This is a genomic window from Spirabiliibacterium mucosae (assembly GCF_014884965.1).
GTDB classification, from domain to species: Bacteria; Pseudomonadota; Gammaproteobacteria; order Enterobacterales; family Pasteurellaceae; genus Spirabiliibacterium; species Spirabiliibacterium mucosae.
The window spans coordinates 89,116-110,029 of record NZ_JABTBO010000005.1 but is presented as its reverse complement, the minus strand read 5'-3'; the positions used below and the strand labels follow the sequence as shown (position 1 = coordinate 110,029).

Below are 20,914 nucleotides of genomic sequence, written 5' to 3'. Positions count from 1 at the left end.
CTGATCCGCGAGATTGAAGATCTCGAGCACAAATCTCGTCGGCGGGATATTTTGGTTGACGAGCGCGAGCTGTTTGCGTTTTATGACCAGCGCATCGCGCCCGAGGTGGTCTCGCAAAAGCATTTTGACCGCTGGTGGCAGCAGGTGTCAAAACGTGAGCCTGAGTTGCTTAATTTTGAAAAATCCTTTTTGACCCGCGATGACGCGCAAACAGTCAGCCAGCTCGACTTCCCGAATTTTTGGTATCAAGGGGATATCAAGCTCAAACTCAGCTACCAATTTGAGCCAGGCAGCGACGCCGACGGCGTGACGGTGCACATCCCGCTGGCGCTGCTCAACCAAATTGAGCCCAAAGGGTTTGATTGGCAAATCCCAGGGCTGCGCCGAGAGCTGGTGATGGCGCTGATTAAAGGCCTGCCGAAAGCATTGCGGCGCAATTTTGTGCCCGCGCCGAATTATGCCGAGGCGTTTTTAGGCCGTGTTGAGCCACTCAGCGCGCCGCTGTTGGAAAGCCTCAGCCATGAACTGCGGCGCATGACCGGCGTGCAAGTGGACGTGGATGAATGGCAAGTGGCACAGTTGCCGGCGCATTTGCGCATGAATTTTCGCATCATCGACGACAAAGGGCGCAAAATCAATGAGAGCACCGATCTCGATGCGTTGAAGTTTTCGCTCAAAGACAAAGTGCAGCAAACGCTTTCGGCCGTGGCAGACGATGGCATCGAACAAAGCGGCATTCATATTTGGAATTTCGACACGCTACCGCACTTTTATGAGCAGAAAAAACGCGGCTACAGCGTCAAGGCCTACCCCGCGCTGGTGGACGAGCGCGATGCGGTGGGGATAAAGCTGTTTGAAACCGAGTTTGAACAACAGCGCGCGATGCAAGCCGGCCTGCGCCGTTTGCTGCTGCTCAACGTGCCTTCGCCGATTAAATACTTGCATGAAAAGCTGCCAAACAAAGCTAAATTGGGGCTTTATTTCACGCCGTTTGGGCAGGTGCTGGCGCTGATTGATGACTGCATCGCCGCGGCGGTGGACAAATTAATTGCCGACTTTGGCGGCGTGGTGTGGCAAGAAACGGAATTTGACCGCCTGCGTGAGTACGTGCGCGCACACCTCAACGACACCACGGTGATGATTGCCGAGCAAGTGGAGCAGATTTTGAGCTTGAACTTTCAGATCAGCAAGCGCTTAAAAGGCAAGCTGGATTTCACCATGGCGTTTGCGCTGTCGGATATTAAATCCCAGCTTTCAGGCCTGATTTATCCGCACTTTGTGCAGCAAACGGGCGTGGCGCGCTTGGGTGATATTTTGCGTTATCTCAAAGCGGTGGAAAAGCGCCTCGACAAACTGCTGCAAGATGTCAATCGCGATCGCGCTAATATGCTGCGTGTTGAAAAGGTGACGCAAGCCTATCAGCAACTGCTGGCGAAATTGCCGAAATCCAAGCCCGTGAGTGACGAGGTGGCGGAGATTCGTTACATGATTGAAGAGCTGCGCGTGAGCCTGTTTGCCCAGCAGCTGGGCACGCCGTACCCAATTTCAGACAAGCGCGTGCTCAACGCCATTGAGGCGCAAAGCTAAGCAGATGACCGCACTTGTACTTTTTCGGTTAAAAGTGCGGTCAATCTGTGTTATGTTGAGCATATAATCTAAGGAGAGCCTATGCATTGCCCATTTTGTTCAGCCATCGACACCAAAGTGATTGACTCGCGCTTGGTCTCCGACGGCTACCAAGTGCGCCGCCGGCGGGAATGCCTGCAATGCCGTGAGCGGTTCACCACCTTTGAATCGGCGGAGTTGATTATCCCCAAGGTGATTAAAAACAACGGCAACCGTGAGCCCTTTGACGAAAACAAACTGCGCGCGGGGCTTTCGCGCGCGCTGGAAAAGCGCCCGGTGAGCGAAGAAGATGTGCAAAAGGCCGTCAACCACATTATTCACGAGCTGCAAGCCACCGGCGAGCGCGAAGTGCCGAGCCAATTTGTGGGCACGTTGGTGATGAACGAGCTGAAAAAGCTCGACAAAGTGGCCTACATCCGCTTTGCCTCGGTGTATTTGAGCTTTGATGATATTCAACAATTTGGTGATGAAATCGCCAAACTGACAGAAGAGAGTGACAAGGATTAACATGACAGCGGCAGAATTTGATCGCAAAGCGATGCAGCGAGCCATTGATTTGGCGTGGCTGGGGCAATACACCACCAGCCCAAACCCGATGGTGGGCTGCGTGATTGTGAAAAACGGCGAAATCATCGGCGAGGGCTACCACCAAAAAGCGGGCGAAGCCCACGCCGAGGTGGCCGCCTTGCAAGACTGCGCGCTGCGCTGCATCAACCCGCGGGGGGCGACAATTTATGTCACCCTTGAGCCGTGCGCTCACACAGGGCGCACGCCACCGTGCGTTGAGCGCATTTTAGCTGCCAATGTTGAGCGCGTTGTGATCGCCCTCGAAGACCCCAACCCGAAAGTCGCAGGTAAAAGCATTGCGCGCCTGCGTGAAGCGGGCATTCAGGTGGATGTCGGGCTGCTCGGCGAGCAGGTGGAGGCACAAAACAAGGGCTTTTTAAAACGTATGCGCACAGGCATGCCGTTTGTACAGCTGAAAATGGCGATGACCATCGACGGCAAAACCGCCACCGCCAGCGGCGAGAGCCAATGGATCACCAATGCCGAATCACGCCAAGACGTGCAACGCCAACGCGCCAGCGCCTGCGCGATTTTATCCGCCAGCGGCACCGTGCTGGTGGACAACCCAAGTTTGAACGTACGCTGGGCAGAATTGCCCGAGCACGTGCAGCAGCGCTACCCTGAAAACACGCTGCGCCAGCCGGTGCGTATTATCATGGATTCCAAGCACCGCATTCGCGCTAATTTGAAGCTGTTTGAATCTCAAAGTGCGGTCTGGCTGGTCGGGCCTGACAACCGCCCGCGGGAGATGAGCGCCTTCCCTGATTTTTGCCAGGCTTTACAGCTGCCGCACAACGAGGAGCAGCTGACCGCACTTTTGCGCACCCTCAGCGAGCGAGAAATCAACTTAGTGTGGATTGAAGCGGGCGCCAATTTAGCCGGCTCACTGATTTCAGCCGGCGTGGTGGACGAACTGATTGTGTACATTGCGCCGAAATTGCTCGGCGACCAAGCCCAAGGCCTGTGTCACCTGCCTGATGTGCACACACTCTCAGGCGCACCGCACTTTGCTTTGTGTGATTGCGCGCGTTTTGGCGACGACATCAAACTCACTTATCGCCCTGTGCGCAAGGAGGCATCATGCTGAAAAAATTGCTGCAAGCGGTGGTTGTGGGGCTGTGCGCCGCGGCGATTGTGCTACTGGCCTTGCCGTTGGTTGAAAAGCGCGAAGGCGCCTTTTGGCATAAAAGTGGTGAGATTGTCAGCTATTCTGATGCCGTGCGCATCGCCGCGCCTGCGGTGGTGAACGTGTATAACCAATCGCTGCAAAACCGCACTTTGGATCAAAACCAAGGCGATCAACTGCGCGTCAACAACCTCGGCTCTGGCGTGATTATGCGCAAAAACGGCTACATTCTCACCAATCGCCATGTAATCGACAATGCCGATCAAATCGTGGTGGCGCTGCAAAACGGCCAAATCTATGAGGCGCATTTAATCGGCTCAGATTCGCTGACCGATTTAGCCGTGCTGAAAATTGAGGCCGACAATTTGCCGACCATCCCGCAAAATGCCAAGCGCCAGCCCCATGTGGGCGATGTGGCACTGGCGATCGGCAACCCGTATAATCTTGGGCAAAGCGTTAGCCAAGGCATCATCAGTGCCCTTGGCCGCAGCGCCTTGGGTGAAATTGGCCGGCAAAACTTTATCCAAACCGATGCCTCGATCAACCGCGGCAACTCAGGCGGCGCGCTGATTAACACCGCCGGTGAATTGGTTGGGATCAATACCTTAACCCTGGGTAAAGATCAAAACGAAATCGCCGAGGGTTTGAGCTTTGCGATCCCGGTGAGCATTGCCGATACCATTTTGGATAAAATCATCAAAGACGGGCGGGTGATCCGCGGCTTTTTCGGGGTGGAGAGCCAAATTTTCTACAACAATGATGAGCAAATCGGCCTAAACAAACAAGGCGTGCTGGTAACGGCCGTCACACCAAATGGGCCGGCGGCGCAAGCGGGCATTCTGCCTGGCGATTTGATCCGCGAGTTTGACCAGCACAAAGTCAACTCGCCAACGGAATTGATGCAAGAAATTGCTGAAATGAAGCCCGGCAGCCAAGTGAGCGTGCAAATTGAGCGCCTAGGCAAGGTGATGGACTTGCCTGTGACCATTGCGGAGTACCCAAGAAGTGAGTAGTGAAAACACCCCTGTTAGCCATTTTTTTGCTTGCCTTGACCGCTTGAAGTTGATTCAGCGCTGGTCATTAATGCGCAAAATTGAAAGCGAAAACCTCGCCGAGCACAGCCTGCAAGTGGCATTGGTGGCGCACGCGTTGGCGATCATTAAAAATCGCTTTTTTGCAGGCGACGTCAACCCTGAAAAGGTCGCGCTGGTGGCGCTTTATCACGACACTAGCGAGATTTTTACAGGCGATTTGCCAACGCCGGTGAAATATTTCAACCCTGAAATCACCAGCGCGTATAAGCAAATTGAGGCACAAGCCGAGCGCCATTTGCTCTCGCTACTGCCAAGCGAGTTGCAGGCGGATTTTGAACCGATTTTGTGCAGCGAGCACATTGATGCGCAAACTCATCATCTGGTGAAACAAGCTGATGTGATTTGCGCGTTTATCAAAGCCAAAGCTGAGCTTTACAACGGCAATCAAGAGTTCAAACCCGCCCTTGCCCGGCTTGAAAAACTGCTTGAGCAGTGGCACAGTGAGGAAATGGCCTACTTCCTCAATGTGTTTGTCCCCAGCTTTGGCAAAGCGATTGATGAGTTCGCCCTATGATAACAGTGTGGTGCGCGGATGAAACTTGAAGGCATTTATCAAAGTGCGGTTAAACTGGCGTTACTGGTCATTACCGCACTTTTACTCAGTCTAGCGGTGTGTGTGGCGCTGGATGTGGCGGTGCCGTCAGTGCTTGGGGCGGTGTTGGCTGGGGTGTTGTATTTGCTCCTCACCCCGAGCGTGTTGCTGCATTACCCCTTGGCGCACGGCGAGTTTTTGCCCCTGCCGGGCAGCTGGCTTGGCTGGGTGCTGGGCGTGCTATTTTTATTTTTATGTTATTTACCATTAGCCTGGCCATGGTGTTGGCTTGGCGTTTATTGAGAGTAAAACGATGATTGATTTTGATTATTTCTGCCTGCCAAAAGGCATTACACCTGAAATTTTCCTGCGTGATTATTGGCAAAAAAAGCCCCTGTTGATTAAACAAGGCTTGCCGCAAATTAAAGGGCTGTTGGAGCCGCAAGACATTATCGAGCTGGCGCAGCAAGACGACGTGACCGCGCGCTTGGTGCAAACCACCGAGCAAGATGGCGAAGAGCGCTGGACGCTAAAAACCAGCCCGCTGGCGGCAAGTGATTTTGACAACTTGCCTGAAAAATGGTCCGTACTGGTGCAAAACCTCGAGCAGTGGTCGCCAGAACTCGGCGATTTGTGGCGCGCGTTTCAGTTTATCCCACAATGGCAGCGCGATGACATTATGGTGTCTTACGCGCCAGCCGGCGGCTCGGTGGGCAAGCATTATGACGAATATGACGTGTTTTTGGTACAAGCTTATGGCCATCGCCGTTGGCAGCTGGGCAAATGGTGTGACCCAAGCACCGAGTTTAAAGAAAACCAGCCGATTCGCATTTTTGATGATATGGGCGAGCTGATTTTTGACGAAGTGATGGCGCCCGGTGACGTGCTTTATGTGCCATCGCGCTTGTCGCATTTTGGCGTGGCGCAAGACGAGTGCCTGACCGTGTCTTTCGGGCTGCGTTACCCGAATTTGGGTGATTTGATTGAGGGCATCAGCTGTACGCTCAATCACAGCTCACCGCACTTTAATGCCAGCGAGTTTGCCATCCCACTGCGTATGGCGCCAGAGATGCAACCTCTCGGCGAGTTAGATGAAGCAATGGTGCAAACCATGAAGCGCGAGCTGCTCAACACGTTAAGCCAATCGGCTGAGTTTGATAAATTATTCCGCCACGCGGTGGCACGCGCGGTGAGCACGCGGCGCTATGAATTGCTCCAAAGCGATGACGAATTTTACCCCGACGAGCTCAAACAAGCGCTGCAAAATGGTGCACGCATTGTGCAAGACAGCAACTGCAAAATGCTCTATATCGAAAAACCGTTCGCGTTTTATGTCAACGGCGAATGGCTCGATGAGCTCAACCCGATTGAGTGCGGCGTGTTGGCCTCCCTTGCCAACGGCAGTGCGCTGGATTGGGCGATGATCGAGAGCTTTGCCCCAAGCAGTAATGAAACCGCGCAAACCTTGCTGCTCGATTCATTGTGCGATTGGTTAGAAAACGGCTGGCTGCTGCTCGTGGATTGATATGGCTGAGACGATTTACAGCGTATCCCAACTCAACCAACGCGCCAAAAACGTGCTGGAAAGCCAGCTTGGGCGTGTGTGGTTGACGGGGGAAATCTCCAATTTTGTGCAGCCGATTTCAGGCCACTGGTATTTGACCTTGAAAGACGAGCAAGCGCAGGTGCGTTGTGCGATGTTCCGCAACACCAACGCGCGTGTCACCTTTCGCCCTGAAAATGGCATGCAGGTGCTGGTGCGCGCGCAAGTGAGCATGTACGCACCACGCGGGGATTATCAGCTGATTATCGACTCGATGCAGCCCGCCGGCGACGGCTTGTTGCAGCAAAAATTTGACAAACTCAAACGCACCCTTGCCGCGGAGGGCTTGTTTGACCAGCAATTCAAACAAAGCCTACCGCACTTTTGCAACACGGTGGGCGTGGTGACCTCGAAAAGTGGCGCGGCGCTGCATGATATCCTCAACATTCTCGCACGGCGCAGCCCGATGACGCGTGTGATCATCTACCCAACCCAGGTGCAAGGGCAAAGTGCGGCCTCAGAGATTGCCGAGGCGATTGCGCTGGCCAACGCACGCGATGAGGTGGACGTATTAATTGTTGGGCGCGGCGGTGGCTCGCTGGAGGATTTATGGTGCTTTAATGAAGAGGTGGTGGCGCGCGCAATTTTTGCCTCACGCTTGCCGATCATCTCCGCCGTGGGGCATGAAACTGACGTCACTATCGCGGATTTTGTCGCGGACCTGCGCGCGCCAACGCCATCGGCCGCGGCCGAGCTTGTCAGCCAAGACAAACAGGCGCTGACGCAACAGCTCGCCAATCAACTGCAAAATCTGTTTATCGCCTTTGATCGCCAAAGCGAACGTTTGAGGGGGCAGCTCAACACCTTGTTGCTGCGCTTGAATCATCAGCACCCCAGCCGCTTGCTTGGCGAGCAGCACACCGCCTTGCGCCACTGGGTGCAGCGCATGCAAAGTGCGGTCAAGCTCACGCTTAATCAATCCACGCAACGCATGGCGCTGGCCAACCAACGCCTTGGTGCCCAGCACCCCAAGCGCCAGCTGCAAGCCCAAACAGACAAGCTCACGCAGGCCCATCATCAACTCAAAAGTGCGGTTTTGCGCCAGCTGCAACAGGCTACGCAACGCCAGCGTTATCTCAACCAGCGCCTTGCGGCCACGCCGCTGAGTTTTCAACTTCGCCAAACGCAGCAGCACTTAGCCCAATCCAACGCCGCCTTGCAAAGCGCCATGCAGCGCCAACTCAATATGAGATCGCAACAATTTAGCGACAAAGTGAGAATGCTCGACAACCTCAGCCCGCTGAAGGTGCTCACTCGCGGCTATTCCATCACCTTAGATGCTAGGGGCAACAGCGTTAAAAGTGCGGTTGCGCTGCGCCCAGGCGATGTGATCACCACCCGCCTAATGGCAGGGCAGGTGACAAGCCAGGTGGTTTCAGTGCAAAAGAAAAGCGAGTAAACACTCGCTTTTGCTTATTTTTTCTTCGATTTTTTGATGAATTTCATCAGCCGTTTGCGTTTGCGCAGCTGGGTTGGGGTCAGCGTGTTGCGCTTGCCGGCATACGGGTTCGCCCCTTCTTGGAACTGAATACGAATTGGCGTGCCGATGATTTTCAAACTGCGGCGGTAATAATTAGCCAAATAGCGCTTGTACGAATCGAGTAGTTTTTCAACCTGATTGCCGTGGATCACGATAATCGGCGGGTTGTGGCCACCTGGGTGGGCGTATTTCAATTTCACACGCCGGCCTGAGACTAACGGCGGCTGGTGCTCGTCGGTCGCCATTTGCAAAATGCGCGTGAGCATCGAGGTGGAGTAGCGCTTGATCGCGCAAGCATAGGCCTCTTGCACCGATTTGAACAAGTTGCCCACGCCGCTGCCGTGCAAGGCCGAGATAAAATGCACCCGCGCAAAATCAATAAAATCCAGCCGGCGGTCAAGCTCGGATTTGATGCGATCTTTCGCATCCATATCCAGCCCATCCCATTTGTTGACCACAATCACCAGCGAGCGCCCCGCGTTGAGGATAAAGCCCAACAGCGAAAGATCTTGATCCGAAATGCCTTCGCGCGCGTCAATCACCAGCAACACCACATTGGCATCTTCAATCGCTTGCAGCGTTTTGATCACGGAGAATTTTTCCACCGCGAGGGTGACTTTGCCGCGCTTGCGCACACCGGCGGTGTCAATCAAGGTGTATTCTTGCCCGTCGCGCTCCATCGGGATGTAAACACTGTCACGCGTGGTGCCTGGCAGATCGTAAACCACCACGCGATCTTCACCCAAAATGCGGTTTGTCAGCGTGGATTTGCCTACATTTGGCCGCCCCACAATGGCGATTTTGATATTGCGCTGGGTGATGTCTTCAGGGTCGTCTTCTTCGTCGTCTTGATCTAAAAGTGCGGTCAGCGCGTCATCATCAAGGTTGAATTCCTCATCCCACTCATCATCTTCGTCATCATTGTCGAGCGCACTTTCATCTTGCGCGAGCTGCTCTTGCGCCAGTGGGGCGAGCACTTGCTCGATCAACGCGTTCACGCCACGCCCTTGGGAGGCGGCGATTTGCACAATCTCGCCAAGGCCTAACTGATAAAATTCCGCACAGTGGGAGTCGGCATCAATGCCGTCGGTTTTGTTGGCCACCACCACCGTGGTTTTGTCACGTTGGCGTAGATAGTTCGCCAAGCCAATGTCGGCAGGCATCAAGCCTGCGCGAGCGTCCACCATAAACAACACCACATCGGCTTCATCAATGGCCAGCAGCGACTGCTCGGCCATTTTTTCTTCCACGCCTTCCTCGCTGCCGTCAATCCCGCCGGTGTCAATCACGATAAAATCATGGCCGCTCAAATGCGCTTGGCCGTATTTTCTATCCCGCGTTAACCCCGGAAAATCAGCCACCAGCGCATCACGCGTGCGGGTTAAACGGTTAAAGAGAGTCGATTTGCCCACATTTGGGCGCCCCACTAGGGCAATTACCGGCGTCATCTTACTTATCCTTCTCAAAATGCTATTAATCCGCCATCATACCCAATTTTACCGCCAACAGATAGCAAAATTTATCAAAGTGCGGTTAAACTGCGGGCAAAAAAAATACTCGCCGCAGCGAGTATTTTCATTCTCGGTGAGATTAGGATTCTTCCCACTCTTTCAATTCTTTTTCAACTTCTTCTTTAGTTAAGCCGTAACGTTCTTGCAATTTGCCAGCAAGCTGATCACGTTTGCCTTCAATCACAGCCAGATCGTCATCGGTCAACTTGCCCCATTTTTCTTTCACAGAGCCTTTAAGTTGTTCCCATTTACCTTCTACTTGATCCCAATTCATAATTGCTCCTTTGTTGTAGTTACCACTGGACTTCAGTGGTTCACAGTATATAATAAACCAGCTATTAAATCAAATGCTTGCATATTTTTGAGCCGTTCACCGTTCGTGAGCGGTTCTCAACGTTTACGACCAAACACGAAAAAAGTGGCCCACCAGATGGCCCACCAGCAGGTATTTAATAGCGCGGAGACCATAACAAAAATTTGGGAGAATTATATGCTGAACGACACGCAGCTACGTCGGTGGCTGGGTAAAAAACACCCGACAAAAATTGAGCGCGCTGATACGCAAGGGCTTTACGTAAGGGTATCAACCAATGGGGTTGTTACTTTTTCTTTAGATATCAGTTTCAGGGCAAGCGTAAAAAATTCACAATCGGTAAGTATCCTGCGACCACGTTACAAAATGCGCGCAGTCGCGTGCTTGAGCTCAGCGCAGATGTTGCTAATGGTGTCGACCCCGCAGCTGAAATAATCCGAAGAGAGACTACTTTCGCTATGGCGTACGCTGATTATCGGGGCAGCAGGGAAGCAGAGCATGTGGCCGGACAAACAGCTATCCGATGCCACGCCCAAACAATACTCGATACGCCCATTGCTGAGGTTACACGGGCAGATGTGGTCGCGCTTGCAACACGCTGTGCTAAGACGTCGCCGTCAATCGTTGCCCCCTTGCTCTCGGAGATTAAGGCGACATTTCGTCGCAGTTTTCGTCTGGGCATAATAGACAACGACCCAATGACAGGGTTGATGGCGTCTGACTTTACAACTATCCGATGCGTGCGCCATCAGACGTTCACGGACGAGCAGCTGGTGATATTTCTGCGCGCGCTGAGTAAGTCGAAATCATACCCATACGCGATGGCCGCTATCTTGACAGGTTGCCGGCCGAAAGAGCTGCTAACGATGGAGAGGGCCGACCTCGACCCCGTCAATATGCTGTGGTCAATCCCAAAAGAGAAACACAAGACGGGCCGCAAGACAGGGGCAGCGCTTGTCCGCGCGGTGCCTGGGCCTATTTTTGAGTTGCTGACGTCTTTGGCTGATAGAAACCCGCCGCCTGGTACGTTGCTGGCCGCTGGGTCTGTTCTTCGTACGGTTAATCGTCGGACGGGTGGGGCATTGGATGGGCTGGTGTTTTATGACTTGCGTCGGACTGCGCGTACCCGCTGGAGCGAGATTACATCGCCTGTGGTGGCGGAGAAGATGTTGGGGCATACGCTTCGTGGCGTTATGTCAGTCTACGACAGACATACCTACTACGAGGAGATGCGCGAAGCGTATGCTAGGTGGTATGAGTACGTTAAGCGGTTAGAGGGTGAGGCTCTAGGCCGAACTCTTCAGTAAACCACCGGTCTACTGCAACCGCATCATACAAAACCCTGTTCTTTAAAGCCAGTACGGGTTTAGGGAACGGGTTTTCTGCCCTTACGCGGTATCTCCAAATGGTCGTTTTGGAAACTGAGTACCGCTCTGTAATGTCCTTGGTCGTTAGTACGCGTTTCACGATTATGCCTCCCGTGAAAAGTGTATCCCGTAGACGTATCGTACGGTGTCGTTTTCCCCAACAGGTTCAAACGTGCAGTTTGTCCCATCGCTACTCCAAACCTGTACAAACACCCCAACGAGGGCTGGTGTTACGTCTTTACGCAGTCGTCCGAGTTTATACGGTTCGCCCTCGCGTGACAGTATAACCATGTCGCCAGGTTTTGGTTCGATAGACTCAATGACTAGCACAATGTCGCCAGTGTGCAAGCGATAGTCAACAGTGTCAGCCATGATGCCGACTGCTGAGGCTGGTAAATTTGGTATTGGCACAATCTCTCTCCTAGGTGTTGCCAACCTCTTACCCGACATTTGCTCGGAGATGGTCAATTCCGATGATTCGCTCAAGCGTTTTATAACAGATACTACGTCGACGTCGATGGTTTTTGACAGCCTCTCTAAGAACTGGAAATTTAGCGTTGTGTCGCCGTTAATATACTTTGACAGCATTGGTTGAGATATCCCTATCTTTTTCGCGAGGGCTGATATGGTTGTCCCTGTCTTTTTCGTGTGTTCGAGCACTATCTGTTTAACCAAACCTAACATTTTCGGGTATAGAGCATGGTTTGTTAATTTTTGTTCCATCATTACGGTCTCACTTTTAGTAGTTTGTCCACCGTAGTATGGTACATCGGCACGATAAATACAAGAAAGTGGTTATACTCCTACGGTGTTTGCAATGAACCTCCCTAGCTCTTCATACGTCATAAGACGGGAACAGAACTCGGATTTGGTTATACCGTCGTTCCACTCCCTTGGAGAATCGAGAATCATGCCTTGCCGCCCAAAACCGATGACGACAATGACTTGTTGACCCCGCGACTCCAAGTCTACCAACATTCGGCGTTGGAGCTCTGACAGTTTTGGAACAATTTTAGTAGTGTCGAGCTTAGGGAGAGCCTTGATGTATTTATACTCGACCCAGAGCGATTTCCCGTTTGCGCCGACGTACATAGCGTCGGGGATGCCGCCCATATAGGGGTCCATAATCTTCCACCGCAGCACGCCTTTCGGTAGGCGTTTATTCACAGCTTGGGTATATTGTGACTCAATCATAGTGTATATCCTGTAAAAAACCCCCGGTAGGGACCGGGGGAAGGGTGCCTGCCCGTGGATTGGCAGGATTTGGGAGCATTACTTGTCGAAACCGAGCTCTGTGTACTTAGCTTTGAGGTCTTCGTACATAGCGTCATCGGCGTATCCGGCAAACTCAACATCGTAGGTGAAGTAGTTGCCTTTAGGGCCTGCTACTGGTTTAGACGACAGCTTCCAGATGGACGCGAAACGTGGTCCGCTAGTTAATTTAGGGTGTGAGTTCCACTGGCGTGAGAACTTAAGCTTGCTTGACTCCATATCGCAGAGAATTGGAGTGTATTGCAGGGTTTCATCAAAAATCAACAGCGCGTGGGTGTGGCTTTCAACTACGTCGTAGTCGTCGGGTTTTACATTTGGGTCAGCACTTAGTGTGTTGCGAGCTTCTTCTTCGGTTTCGAATGCGCCGTACAAGCCGCCGCCTAGATTGCGTTTACGCCACACGGTGTAGCCCGACTTAAATTTCATGTTGACGCAGTAGATTTCAGGGAATACTTCGCCTGTGAGCGAGTTGAGTAATAACCCAGCGCGTGCGCCCTCGATGTACTTTTCTGTGCCTGGTGTGACTTCTGGCGACATTTGTTGCAGAAGTTTTAGGCGCGGCATGATTATGTCAGAGGATGATACGTTCTCATTACCTAGACCTACGTCGTCTTGCGCTGCGGTAGGAAGTTGAGATACTGGTGTCCAGGTCGCTGGTACATTTGCGGTTGCTGTTTGTTTAGCCATAGATATTGGTCTCCGTTCTGTTTTGTTGATTGGTCATTTGGTTACTCTTGGTCGGACTTCACTTATTCTCATATGTGGGTATAAGCGAGGTTCAATTATAACCATTTTGCGAATAAAATAACAGTTAATTTTTTCGCATTGATAGCGAGGCGAGTTCAACAGGCTTGATTCCAGGTAGGTCGCCTAGGTTTTGAACATGCTCAGCGAATGCGGTTTGACTAATGCGGCGTTGCAGTAGGTACATCGCCTCATTATCTATGACGTAGCGGTAGAAAGCGTCCCAATCTTCCACGTTCGGTACAACTTTTACGGTGGAGCTGAGCGTGCCCACCCCGTCGATTGCACAACGTTTCAGGCCCGCGGTATCCATCGCTACTAGGATTGCTTGCTCGAGTTCGTCCTGTTTCTGTTTGAGCTCAGCGTCTTGTCGAGAAAGCTCGGTGCGTTGTTGTTTGACGTCTCTGAGTTGCTCACCTAGTTCTTTAAGCGTTGCCATCTGCCACCTCTCTATTTGCTGGTGTGATGAAGTCGGATAATTCGCATGGGCGCTCATCTACGTCGACTTTTGCTAGTTCTTCATTGATTAAGTATTTCAGTTTACCGATGGTTTCTAGCGCGTCTTCAACGTGGCTGTCGGTGCGCTCTTTAGTATCAGAGAGCGTTTTAATCTGACTGGATAACCGCATGATGTCGGACGCGTCGGCTTGCGGGTCAACGGCCAGCTCAGCCAGCTGTTTGCGCGCGGTGTCTAGCTTATCGTCTAGATCGTCAGTGGTTTCAATCTTGTTGTAGCGGTTTACGGCGTTACGTAAGCGGTTGGCAAGGTTGGCAATAGTTGTGTAGTCGATAGTTACTTGTTTCATAGTAGTTTCCTTATTTGTTTGCTTGATATAAGCGTTTGACATAGTGGAGCAAATCATCCATTGAGGAGAGTTTGCCTTCGAGTTTTTCGTAAACACCTTCTTCCACAGTACCTTTAGCGGCTATGCGGATAGTCTCGGTTTTACGTTGCTGTCCGATGCGATAAATGCGCCGGCAGAACTGTTGGTAATGCTCAGCGTTGTATGTCGGGCTCGCCCAGATGGTACGGTTTCCTCGTGTAAGGGTTAGCCCGTGCCCAGCTGATTGCGGGTGCGCGAATACTACGCGTAGATTACCTTCTTGATATTCCCTAACGATGCGCGTACGTTCGTCCGTCGGCGTTTCTCCGTCGATTACACCAAACGGAATCTGACGGGCTCGTGCGAGCTGTGTTAGGGCTTCTTTCTCGTGTTTCCAGTTAAAGGCCACAACTGAGAAATCGGTTTCTTCAACCAGGTCAATGACGAGGTTGTATCGGTTCGAGTGGATGTGTTTTACGTTGCCTTCACTGTCGTAAACCGCGCCTGTTAGAAGTTGTAACAGTTTTCTCATCTTGACGGCGGCGTTGATCGCCAACACATCACCCTCGTCCGTTGCTAACACCGCGGTGTTCATAAACTCTTTGTAGAGCTTACGAATCTGCGGTGGTATATCCACGGTGATTGTGCGCGTGTAGTTATCTGGGATTTCAACAACATCCTCGAATTTAAATCGAATGACGATGTCGGCCAGCATAGACGTCACTTGCTCAATCGCGCGGGGTTTTTCGGTCCAGAGTGTAATCTGTCTGCCACCGACGGAGAGAAGTCGGGGTTCGCAGGTCGCATTTCTGAACCCGAAAAAGTTTTTGCCTAGACGTTCACCGCCGTCTAGCATGTAGATTTGATGCCACAGGTCTAGCACACCGTTCGAGTTCGGGGTTCCCGATAAAATGATACGGTGGTCAAGGCCTTCAACAAGTTTGTCGATAGCTTTTGAACGTTGACTCGTCCGGTTTTTGAATGCGGTGGACTCGTCTACCACAATAGTATCGAACTCGCTTAACAGGTCTTTTTTACTCGCTAACGCTTTTACGCCATCGTGATTTATTAGCACGATGTCTGTGTCTTGTTTGAACGCCTTTTCTCGGTTTTTGCTGTCTGCAATCGAGTAGGTTAGGTTCGGCGTGAACTTAGTTATGTCCTCCCCCCATGACGGTTGCAGTATCGACAAGGGTGCGACTACGAGCGTACGTTTTCCTGTGCCACGCTGGTTGATGGCGTCTAGCGTGGCACGGGTCTTGCCCGTACCAGGGTCCGAGAAGTTTGCCACGATTGGCGTCTTTTCGAGCCAGAACTTAGTCGCGGAAGCTTGGTGAGCGAAGGGGCTGGGGATATTCGTTGCCATAATCAGTGTCTTCCTTTCCGTAGTCTTCATCGTTGATGTCATAGTCTATGTAGCTTACATAGTCGTCTAGGTCTAACTGCGCGTCCTCGATGTCGTATTCGGTTACGCCTAGCATACACAGCGCGGCAGCTGCAACTTCAGGCTTAGTCAAGCACAAGTCGTAGAGCTCATCGAAAGAGAGCGGTGCAGTGTAGTCGACGCGGTTGTACTTTGCGCCAGTGCCGTAATACGGTGGTGCTGGTTTTCGCTTAATTGGTAAAGCGTTCCAGTCTACTTTTGCTAGCGCATTTGCGAGCTCTTGCGCGTAAGCTAAGTCTGTCGATTCGTTGCTTGTGTGCGCGCCTTCGTACCCCGCAGAGATGTTGACCACTTCAGGGATAAACTCAGCAAAGAGCGAATTATCTGTGTACACACCTTTGTCAGACGGTTTGTGGCCCATGTTCAGCTGTTGCGCGAGAGCAAGCGCAAATTCAGCGCTGGCGCACTCACCAGTTGACTGATACGTAATGATTTCTTTCGTTCCGCGTCGGTCGATTTCGATACTGATTTTTGATTGTTTCAGTAGGTCGGGTGTGCTAGACACGATATAATCTGCGCCAAGTAGACCGACTTCCTCTCCGCGAGTGAACAGATAACGGCCTTCGACGCCGCGGCTGATTAGGTTGACCAAGACACCTAAGCCAACCGCGTCGTCGGCGCCGAGACAGTCATCCAGTTCGGCCAATGAGAGCAGGTTATTGTCAACGGTGACTTTCTGGCTTACTTTGTCGGGTAAGGTACGGTGCACAGAGTCCATGTGCGCAACGAATAGTACGTCAACCGACCCGATATCAAGCCAGATGTTTCCGAAGTCGTCTTCATTTACGGTTGCGCCTGAGACATCAATTAGTAGTTGTTTAAAATCCGCACGGAATTGCTTTTCGCCCGCGCTGTTGTGCGCACGACGGTAGGTGCAGATCTGAGGGATTAGGTCAATCGGGTTTGTTGCGGTTAATTTCATGGTGTTGTAATCCTTGGTCGTTTAGTTTATAGTGGTCTTCGTACTTCCTTGGTCGGACGTACAGCTGGTCGCCTGTTGGCGTTCAGCACCCAGAATATCTCTCATAGATGTTTTGGTCTCCGTGCCCCCAGTTTGGTCGCTGGGGGCCTTTTACTATCTGAGGTATTTAGGCACACAGTGTTTACAGTAGTGCGTAATTTCCCCGCTGTCTTCTTGCTCACTCGCTGCGTTTAAATAGTCGCTGTCTATCGGGTACGCCCGCCCGCAGTTTGGGCAGTACGTGTAGTCAGATCGTGTTTCTATTTCTCCAGTGCCAATGTTCGCCCGATAAATGTGATAAACCTCGCCGTCGCAGCATAGGTCATAGGCCACTTCCGAGCTAACGCCGAAGCATGTACCGTGCTCGTCTTCGATGATAGTATTGTCGCAGTCGATATACGGCGCTACGTTTGAGGGCATATTCAATTGCAGCCCAGTGAACTCGTGGCCCAGTAGGAACGCGGGGCAAGCTTGTGCTGCTGTAATAGCGCGTTCGTCCCCGTAAACGCGTGGCATGATTAGCCCGTCATCGTCGATTTGTACAATCGCACGAGCCACGAATGGATACTCGTCAGTGTTTTTAAATTCATCGGACGTTGGGTCAATGAATGTTGCTAAGGCGAGCCGGCAGTTAGGTGTTCCGTTATACGCCTCGCATGGGTGGACGTATTCCACGGTCAGTGAGTCAACGGGCACGCTGGCATATTTCGCGCGAGCGAGGGCTGCTTCTTCGAATGCCCAGTCAAAAGCGCGGATATGGCTAGCCCTAGGCTGGCCGTAGTTTCTCGGAGGTTTCGACATGCAGCTGTTCACGTCGCGCTCTTGGGCTAACTACTTTCGCGGCGACGCCGTTGACGGTTTGTTTTATGATTTCGTCTTTATGCATCGCATCGAGCTCAAGATTTTTGTTCATCCACTTGCCTAGACGCTGTTTGTCGTTTTTTCCGTACTCCCTAACGTAGATTACGCCGTCGATTGTTTGCACATCGGCGATCTTCTCGATGATGTTTGGCTCGTGCTCTGGGCAGAAATTCTTCGACACATTGAACACAGCGCGTGTTACTTCGTTTGAGATTAGCCTCGCATAAAACGTCGCCGTTTGAAAACCTCCTGTTTTCATCACTTTGCCAGTTATTAGGCCGTTCTTGGCGTCCTCGGCCATTGAGTCGAGGACAGTTTGTTTCAAGAAGTTGAACGTGGTTGAAGTGAAAGCCATTATGCAGCCTCCTCAGTGGTTAAGTAGTAGAGTCCATCATGTTCTTCAACTAGGTCGACGAGCGCGTACTCGCAGTCAAGTGCTGCGATTGCCAGTTGTTTCACGTCGTCGTTATCTGCGTCGGCCCAGTCGGTATCACCGTCGAGCGAGGTAAGTACTTCGACGGAATCTGACTTAAGTACGTATTGGTCTTCGATGTCTGAGTAAACAACATCATCGTCCTTGTCGATTAAGTACAGCTCACCGCTGATTTCTGCGAGGTTGCAGTCGCGGTGGGCGTACTCAGCGTCGTAGCCACGTCCGCCAGCGAGTTCTAAAATCCAGTCGCCGATCTCATCTTGGTGAGTGTAGTAGGTGTAACCATCGGTACCGATGTACTCGACGGCGTCATCTTCTGCAATGTTGGCGTCATTAAGGTCGTCCCAGACAGTTTCATCTAGCGGGTAGTACTCGTCGCGTGATTCGACCCAGCGGAGGTAGTCATCATGGTTCCAATCTGCGTATGGGTCGCCATGAACGTCCCAGATGATGTCATATTCATCGTAGATTGGTTCGCCACTACCTTCGCAGTAAGCCACAGGCTCTCTGTCGCAGTTGAGGCGACCTGATGAGTGCTCCACTTCATGTGTGTCGTACAAGGTATAGCCGAAAACTGCATAGGGAACTGCGTCGTCGTAGGTTGAGTTGTCCTCATCGCAGATGTGGATACGGTTATCGCAGTCTACGTAGGGTAATACGAGGCGGCCATCTTCGTCGCGTACTTGTCTAAGTTCAACAGTGTCTGGCATATCACCTTTAAAAGCTCGTGAGCAGGACATCGCGCGGACCGCTTGCTCGTTGCCGTAGGCGCGGTTGTAAGCGAAAACTACATCACCATGCTCGGTGTCACGGTGGACGATAGCGCGAGCGATAAATGGGTACTCTGCTTCTTTGAACGCTTTAGATTTAGGGTCTAGCGACGTAATCAATGCCAGTCGAAACTCTGTGTGGTTGTACGCTTCGCATGGGTGCGCATAGTAACTGTCGCCGAGGTCTAGCACGCCCGCGTTTTTGTACTCATCGACGTAATCGGCTTGGTGGCTCGGTTCGCGGCGGCGGCCATATCGCCCATTATTGTAAGCCATACAAGAAGTGAATTTTTGCGTGCGCTTGAGCGCTTGGTAGTGCAGCTCGATGAAACGGTCCGTGGTGCACACCCAGTATTTGGCCGCAAGTCGTGCAGTAAGCTCGTTTGTTGCGCGTTTTACTTGCTCGTCGGTTAGCCCCGGAAAAACTTTACGGATGGCGCGGCCGATTTTTGTTGACTTAATATGTAACGCGACAGAACTTACGGTTACGTATATCGTGTTGCGTTCAACTTTATCGACGTTCCAGCGTAGCTCTCTAAACCATTGGGGCCCTTGGTTAGGACTAGCAGAAAGTTTTTCTGTGTCTAACACGCTAGAAAAATCATCGTGGTTTAAAGCGTTACAAACCGCTCTGAAAACGCTAAATTCAATGTCTTCGCCCACAACATGTTTTGATTCAATGATAATTGGCTCGTAGCCGTCTTTTTCCATGCTATCGAGCACAGATTGTTTTAGCGCACTGTACATACGCATATCTCCCCTGGTCGTGTAAAAAACACCGCTGGTCAGGCGGTGGTATGTTATTTTTGGTCTCCGTGTGTATCTGTTACAACTGGCTCGCATCCCAAACGAGCGGGCAGATACCCTCCTTACCGTAATGACACCACTTACAGGCGTTCATCGACGGGGTTGCTGGGAACTCAGTCGCGGTTGTCATTGCGACGCCTCGACTGTGTAGACGCGGGTGAAAAATCAACGCTTGGTCGCGTGTAAATTCACGAACGAGTTTTTCACCTTTGTCTAGGTACCAAAATTCGACTTTGATGAAGTCAAGTTCTGGGTATTTCATAAATGCGCCGATAGCGTAGGTAAGGCCTTGCTCTCCATGCTTTAGCTCGTTACCGAATTTACGCCCGGTTTTGTAGTCAATGACCATCGCTGAGCCGTCGTCCTCTCGGTAGAAGGCGTCAAGTTTAGCCAAGTGCCACGTGCCTGGGTCTCTCCAGCCTTCTGTGCAAGACCAGTCGGTACGAAAGCCCCATTCTTCTTCGCATGACACTTTACCTTCAGCAAATGCAGCCTTAAGTGCTTCGAACCCGCGCTTGAAGCGTTCAAGTTCTTTCGGTAGCTCCTCAAGGTTGCCACGCACATACTGTTCAGCCATATCGTGTATCTTCGACCCTCGTTGAGCCGCTTCTCCAGACGGCTCAGGTATCTTGTCAATACGACGATATGCGAGTTTACGCGGGCACTGTTCAAACGAGCCGAGGCTCGAGAACGACCACGTCTTGATTGGGCCGAGCGTTAACTCGGTTTCAATCGTTGGTTCGTTTGTTTTCTTTAGCGGCTTAGCGGTAAACACCGCCCCAGCTGGAGATGGACTGGGTTTGGCGTGCGGTGTTACCTTTGCCAAGGGTTTGGGTGAAAATTTCATTAGTGTTTAACTCCATTTCCTAGCGTCATATTCGCAGTGTTGAACTTTTTGTTCTCGTCTGCGTCGGATAGTATGGTATCGAGGTGTTCTTTCAGCAGCGTTTCGTCCATCGACCATGTAACGCGGATTCCACGTCGTGTTCCTTTACGAGCAGAGGTGAAACCCATTTTGCCCATTAGCCTGCCGAAACGCGTCGAGGTCATTTCTCGAGTACCTTCGATTAGTTGAAACAGCTGTCGAAGGGATTCGGTTTCCACGAACGTGTTCTCTTCTTGCTTCGAGACCGCAATCAGCCAGTTTCTAACTGTTGTTCGCGCTTCTAGCACGCGAGAGATCGACACAGCGTCTTGCTCTTTAATCTCGAACACGGTCGTGAAGTAATCGAGGTCGCCGCGTCGGATGGCTGCGAAAAACGCTTCAGCTGTTGAGCGTCCTGCTTCACGGGCTTGGTGTTTTGCTTCGTTCTCCAGAGCGGTTAGTGCCATCGGCACGTTCACTTTGAAGTTTTGCAAATAGCCGGCGAGTTTTGGCAGCTCGTCTAACATTTGCTCATCTACTTCCTCGCGTTGATAGAGAAACTCAGGGTATTTGTCCACGAGTCTTTGCTCTTGCCGTGGTGCGACGTTGTAACGACGGTCCCCCTCCGGGATATTTAATGCGTCGAAGTCGTTGGTTGACATAATCACGCTGGTGAATGATTTAACTTGCACCTGGTCTCTGCGCATTGCGCGG

Annotated in this window: 24 protein-coding genes; 10 read left to right on the top strand and 14 right to left on the bottom strand. The window is 51.8% G+C overall.

Translation table 11 applies throughout. The features are described 5' to 3' along the window. The 8 genes from HPC37_RS03080 to xseA all read left to right on the top strand — a co-directional run. Positions 1-1,587, top strand: a 1,587-nt coding sequence (locus HPC37_RS03080; RefSeq protein ID WP_208121764.1) for a DUF3418 domain-containing protein, incomplete at its 5' end; no start/stop codon positions are given. Between the two features lie 81 nt (positions 1,588-1,668). Beyond that, entirely contained in the window at positions 1,669-2,133 is a 465-nt protein-coding gene (gene nrdR / locus HPC37_RS03075) for a transcriptional regulator NrdR (protein WP_208121763.1), read from the top strand. A gap of 1 nt (position 2,134) precedes the next feature. Next, positions 2,135-3,280: a bifunctional diaminohydroxyphosphoribosylaminopyrimidine deaminase/5-amino-6-(5-phosphoribosylamino)uracil reductase RibD gene (ribD, locus tag HPC37_RS03070; protein ID WP_208121762.1), complete on the top strand. Its 1,146-nt coding sequence runs from the start codon at positions 2,135-2,137 to the stop codon at positions 3,278-3,280. After that, entirely contained in the window at positions 3,274-4,332 is a 1,059-nt protein-coding gene (gene degS, locus HPC37_RS03065; protein WP_208121761.1) for an outer membrane-stress sensor serine endopeptidase DegS, read from the top strand. The genes ribD and degS overlap by 7 nt, the downstream gene beginning before the upstream one ends. Beyond that, positions 4,325-4,927 carry a 5'-deoxynucleotidase gene (gene yfbR, locus HPC37_RS03060; protein WP_208121760.1) on the top strand — a complete coding sequence of 201 codons (603 nt, stop codon included), beginning with the start codon at positions 4,325-4,327 and terminating at the stop codon, positions 4,925-4,927. Before degS ends, yfbR begins: the two co-directional genes overlap by 8 nt. An 18-nt stretch (positions 4,928-4,945) precedes the next feature. Then, complete coding sequence (locus tag HPC37_RS03055) at positions 4,946-5,248, top strand: hypothetical protein (protein WP_208121759.1); 303 nt, start codon at positions 4,946-4,948, stop codon at positions 5,246-5,248. A 10-nt stretch (positions 5,249-5,258) separates the two neighbouring features. Beyond that, on the top strand, positions 5,259-6,470 hold the full coding sequence (locus tag HPC37_RS03050) for a ribosomal protein uL16 3-hydroxylase (protein WP_208121758.1): 1,212 nt from the start codon (positions 5,259-5,261) through the stop codon (positions 6,468-6,470). Between the two features lies 1 nt (position 6,471). Continuing rightward, positions 6,472-7,947 (top strand): exodeoxyribonuclease VII large subunit, encoded by a 1,476-nt coding sequence (gene xseA, locus HPC37_RS03045; protein WP_208121757.1) that lies wholly within the window; start codon positions 6,472-6,474, stop codon positions 7,945-7,947. Positions 7,948-7,961: 14 nt separating this feature from the next. Here the strand turns inward: xseA and der are convergent, their stop codons facing one another. Together der and HPC37_RS03035 are read right to left on the bottom strand one after the other, a co-directional pair. Then, positions 7,962-9,476 (bottom strand): ribosome biogenesis GTPase Der, encoded by a 1,515-nt coding sequence (gene der / locus HPC37_RS03040; protein ID WP_208121756.1) that lies wholly within the window; start codon positions 9,474-9,476, stop codon positions 7,962-7,964. Between the two features lie 142 nt (positions 9,477-9,618). Continuing rightward, positions 9,619-9,813 carry a CsbD family protein gene (locus tag HPC37_RS03035; protein ID WP_208121755.1) on the bottom strand — a complete coding sequence of 65 codons (195 nt, stop codon included), beginning with the start codon at positions 9,811-9,813 and terminating at the stop codon, positions 9,619-9,621. Between the two features lie 216 nt (positions 9,814-10,029). On the opposite strand from HPC37_RS03035, the gene HPC37_RS10870 reads away from it, so the two are divergent. Further along, positions 10,030-10,287, top strand: a complete 258-nt coding sequence (locus HPC37_RS10870) for an Arm DNA-binding domain-containing protein (protein WP_235961333.1) — start codon at positions 10,030-10,032, stop codon at positions 10,285-10,287. Beyond that, positions 10,188-11,159 (top strand): tyrosine-type recombinase/integrase, encoded by a 972-nt coding sequence (locus tag HPC37_RS11215; protein ID WP_427915945.1) that lies wholly within the window; start codon positions 10,188-10,190, stop codon positions 11,157-11,159. Before HPC37_RS10870 ends, HPC37_RS11215 begins: the two co-directional genes overlap by 100 nt. Before the next feature lie 162 nt (positions 11,160-11,321). Here the strand turns inward: HPC37_RS11215 and HPC37_RS03025 are convergent, their stop codons facing one another. The 12 genes from HPC37_RS03025 to HPC37_RS10865 form a co-directional block, all read right to left on the bottom strand. Then, a complete protein-coding gene (locus HPC37_RS03025; protein WP_208121754.1) occupies positions 11,322-11,945 on the bottom strand; it encodes a helix-turn-helix domain-containing protein in 624 nt (207 codons plus the stop codon). A gap of 69 nt (positions 11,946-12,014) precedes the next feature. Next, positions 12,015-12,413, bottom strand: coding sequence for a hypothetical protein (locus tag HPC37_RS03020; protein WP_208121753.1), 399 nt, complete (start codon positions 12,411-12,413; stop codon positions 12,015-12,017). Positions 12,414-12,491: 78 nt separating this feature from the next. Further along, positions 12,492-13,178, bottom strand: a complete 687-nt coding sequence (locus tag HPC37_RS03015) for a hypothetical protein (protein WP_208121752.1) — start codon at positions 13,176-13,178, stop codon at positions 12,492-12,494. 124 nt (positions 13,179-13,302) lie between these two features. Beyond that, complete coding sequence (locus HPC37_RS03010) at positions 13,303-13,674, bottom strand: hypothetical protein (protein ID WP_208121751.1); 372 nt, start codon at positions 13,672-13,674, stop codon at positions 13,303-13,305. Next, a complete protein-coding gene (locus HPC37_RS03005) occupies positions 13,661-14,041 on the bottom strand; it encodes a hypothetical protein (protein ID WP_208121750.1) in 381 nt (126 codons plus the stop codon). Before HPC37_RS03005 ends, HPC37_RS03010 begins: the two co-directional genes overlap by 14 nt. A gap of 10 nt (positions 14,042-14,051) precedes the next feature. Continuing rightward, a complete protein-coding gene (locus HPC37_RS03000; RefSeq protein ID WP_208121749.1) occupies positions 14,052-15,425 on the bottom strand; it encodes a DEAD/DEAH box helicase in 1,374 nt (457 codons plus the stop codon). Then, entirely contained in the window at positions 15,376-16,425 is a 1,050-nt protein-coding gene (locus tag HPC37_RS02995; protein WP_208121748.1) for a M28 family peptidase, read from the bottom strand. Before HPC37_RS02995 ends, HPC37_RS03000 begins: the two co-directional genes overlap by 50 nt. Before the next feature lie 153 nt (positions 16,426-16,578). Continuing rightward, the gene (locus HPC37_RS02990) at positions 16,579-16,884 is read right to left on the bottom strand and encodes a hypothetical protein (protein ID WP_208121747.1); all 306 of its coding nucleotides are present in this window, start codon (positions 16,882-16,884) and stop codon (positions 16,579-16,581) included. 346 nt (positions 16,885-17,230) lie between these two features. Beyond that, positions 17,231-17,680: a hypothetical protein gene (locus HPC37_RS02985; protein WP_208121746.1), complete on the bottom strand. Its 450-nt coding sequence runs from the start codon at positions 17,678-17,680 to the stop codon at positions 17,231-17,233. Next, the gene (locus tag HPC37_RS02980) at positions 17,680-19,275 is read right to left on the bottom strand and encodes a hypothetical protein (RefSeq protein ID WP_208121745.1); all 1,596 of its coding nucleotides are present in this window, start codon (positions 19,273-19,275) and stop codon (positions 17,680-17,682) included. The genes HPC37_RS02985 and HPC37_RS02980 overlap by 1 nt, the downstream gene beginning before the upstream one ends. A gap of 79 nt (positions 19,276-19,354) precedes the next feature. Continuing rightward, the gene (locus HPC37_RS02975; RefSeq protein WP_208121744.1) at positions 19,355-20,182 is read right to left on the bottom strand and encodes a RecB family exonuclease; all 828 of its coding nucleotides are present in this window, start codon (positions 20,180-20,182) and stop codon (positions 19,355-19,357) included. Next, positions 20,182-20,862, bottom strand: a complete 681-nt coding sequence (locus HPC37_RS10865; protein ID WP_235961331.1) for a hypothetical protein — start codon at positions 20,860-20,862, stop codon at positions 20,182-20,184. Before HPC37_RS10865 ends, HPC37_RS02975 begins: the two co-directional genes overlap by 1 nt. Positions 20,863-20,914 lie beyond the last annotated feature (52 nt).

Excerpts from the sequence above, each read along its gene's own strand:
- HPC37_RS03055 (WP_208121759.1), top strand. The coding sequence starts at position 4,946 with ATGAAACTTGAAGGCATTTATCAAAGTGCGGTTAAACTGGCGTTACTG.
- HPC37_RS03000 (WP_208121749.1), bottom strand. The coding sequence starts at position 15,425 with ATGGCAACGAATATCCCCAGCCCCTTCGCTCACCAAGCTTCCGCGACT.
- HPC37_RS03020 (WP_208121753.1), bottom strand. The coding sequence starts at position 12,413 with ATGATTGAGTCACAATATACCCAAGCTGTGAATAAACGCCTACCGAAA.
- HPC37_RS03035 (WP_208121755.1), bottom strand. The coding sequence starts at position 9,813 with ATGAATTGGGATCAAGTAGAAGGTAAATGGGAACAACTTAAAGGCTCT.
- degS (WP_208121761.1), top strand. The coding sequence starts at position 3,274 with ATGCTGAAAAAATTGCTGCAAGCGGTGGTTGTGGGGCTGTGCGCCGCG.
- HPC37_RS10870 (WP_235961333.1), top strand. The coding sequence starts at position 10,030 with ATGCTGAACGACACGCAGCTACGTCGGTGGCTGGGTAAAAAACACCCG.
- ribD (WP_208121762.1), top strand. The coding sequence starts at position 2,135 with ATGACAGCGGCAGAATTTGATCGCAAAGCGATGCAGCGAGCCATTGAT.
- der (WP_208121756.1), bottom strand. The coding sequence starts at position 9,476 with ATGACGCCGGTAATTGCCCTAGTGGGGCGCCCAAATGTGGGCAAATCG.
- HPC37_RS02985 (WP_208121746.1), bottom strand. The coding sequence starts at position 17,680 with ATGGCTTTCACTTCAACCACGTTCAACTTCTTGAAACAAACTGTCCTC.
- nrdR (WP_208121763.1), top strand. The coding sequence starts at position 1,669 with ATGCATTGCCCATTTTGTTCAGCCATCGACACCAAAGTGATTGACTCG.
- HPC37_RS03015 (WP_208121752.1), bottom strand. The coding sequence starts at position 13,178 with ATGGCTAAACAAACAGCAACCGCAAATGTACCAGCGACCTGGACACCA.
- HPC37_RS03010 (WP_208121751.1), bottom strand. The coding sequence starts at position 13,674 with ATGGCAACGCTTAAAGAACTAGGTGAGCAACTCAGAGACGTCAAACAA.
- HPC37_RS02990 (WP_208121747.1), bottom strand. The coding sequence starts at position 16,884 with ATGCCCTCAAACGTAGCGCCGTATATCGACTGCGACAATACTATCATC.
- HPC37_RS03050 (WP_208121758.1), top strand. The coding sequence starts at position 5,259 with ATGATTGATTTTGATTATTTCTGCCTGCCAAAAGGCATTACACCTGAA.
- HPC37_RS02980 (WP_208121745.1), bottom strand. The coding sequence starts at position 19,275 with ATGTACAGTGCGCTAAAACAATCTGTGCTCGATAGCATGGAAAAAGAC.
- xseA (WP_208121757.1), top strand. The coding sequence starts at position 6,472 with ATGGCTGAGACGATTTACAGCGTATCCCAACTCAACCAACGCGCCAAA.
- HPC37_RS02995 (WP_208121748.1), bottom strand. The coding sequence starts at position 16,425 with ATGAAATTAACCGCAACAAACCCGATTGACCTAATCCCTCAGATCTGC.
- HPC37_RS03025 (WP_208121754.1), bottom strand. The coding sequence starts at position 11,945 with ATGATGGAACAAAAATTAACAAACCATGCTCTATACCCGAAAATGTTA.
- HPC37_RS02975 (WP_208121744.1), bottom strand. The coding sequence starts at position 20,182 with ATGAAATTTTCACCCAAACCCTTGGCAAAGGTAACACCGCACGCCAAA.
- HPC37_RS03005 (WP_208121750.1), bottom strand. The coding sequence starts at position 14,041 with ATGAAACAAGTAACTATCGACTACACAACTATTGCCAACCTTGCCAAC.
- HPC37_RS10865 (WP_235961331.1), bottom strand. The coding sequence starts at position 20,862 with ATGTCAACCAACGACTTCGACGCATTAAATATCCCGGAGGGGGACCGT.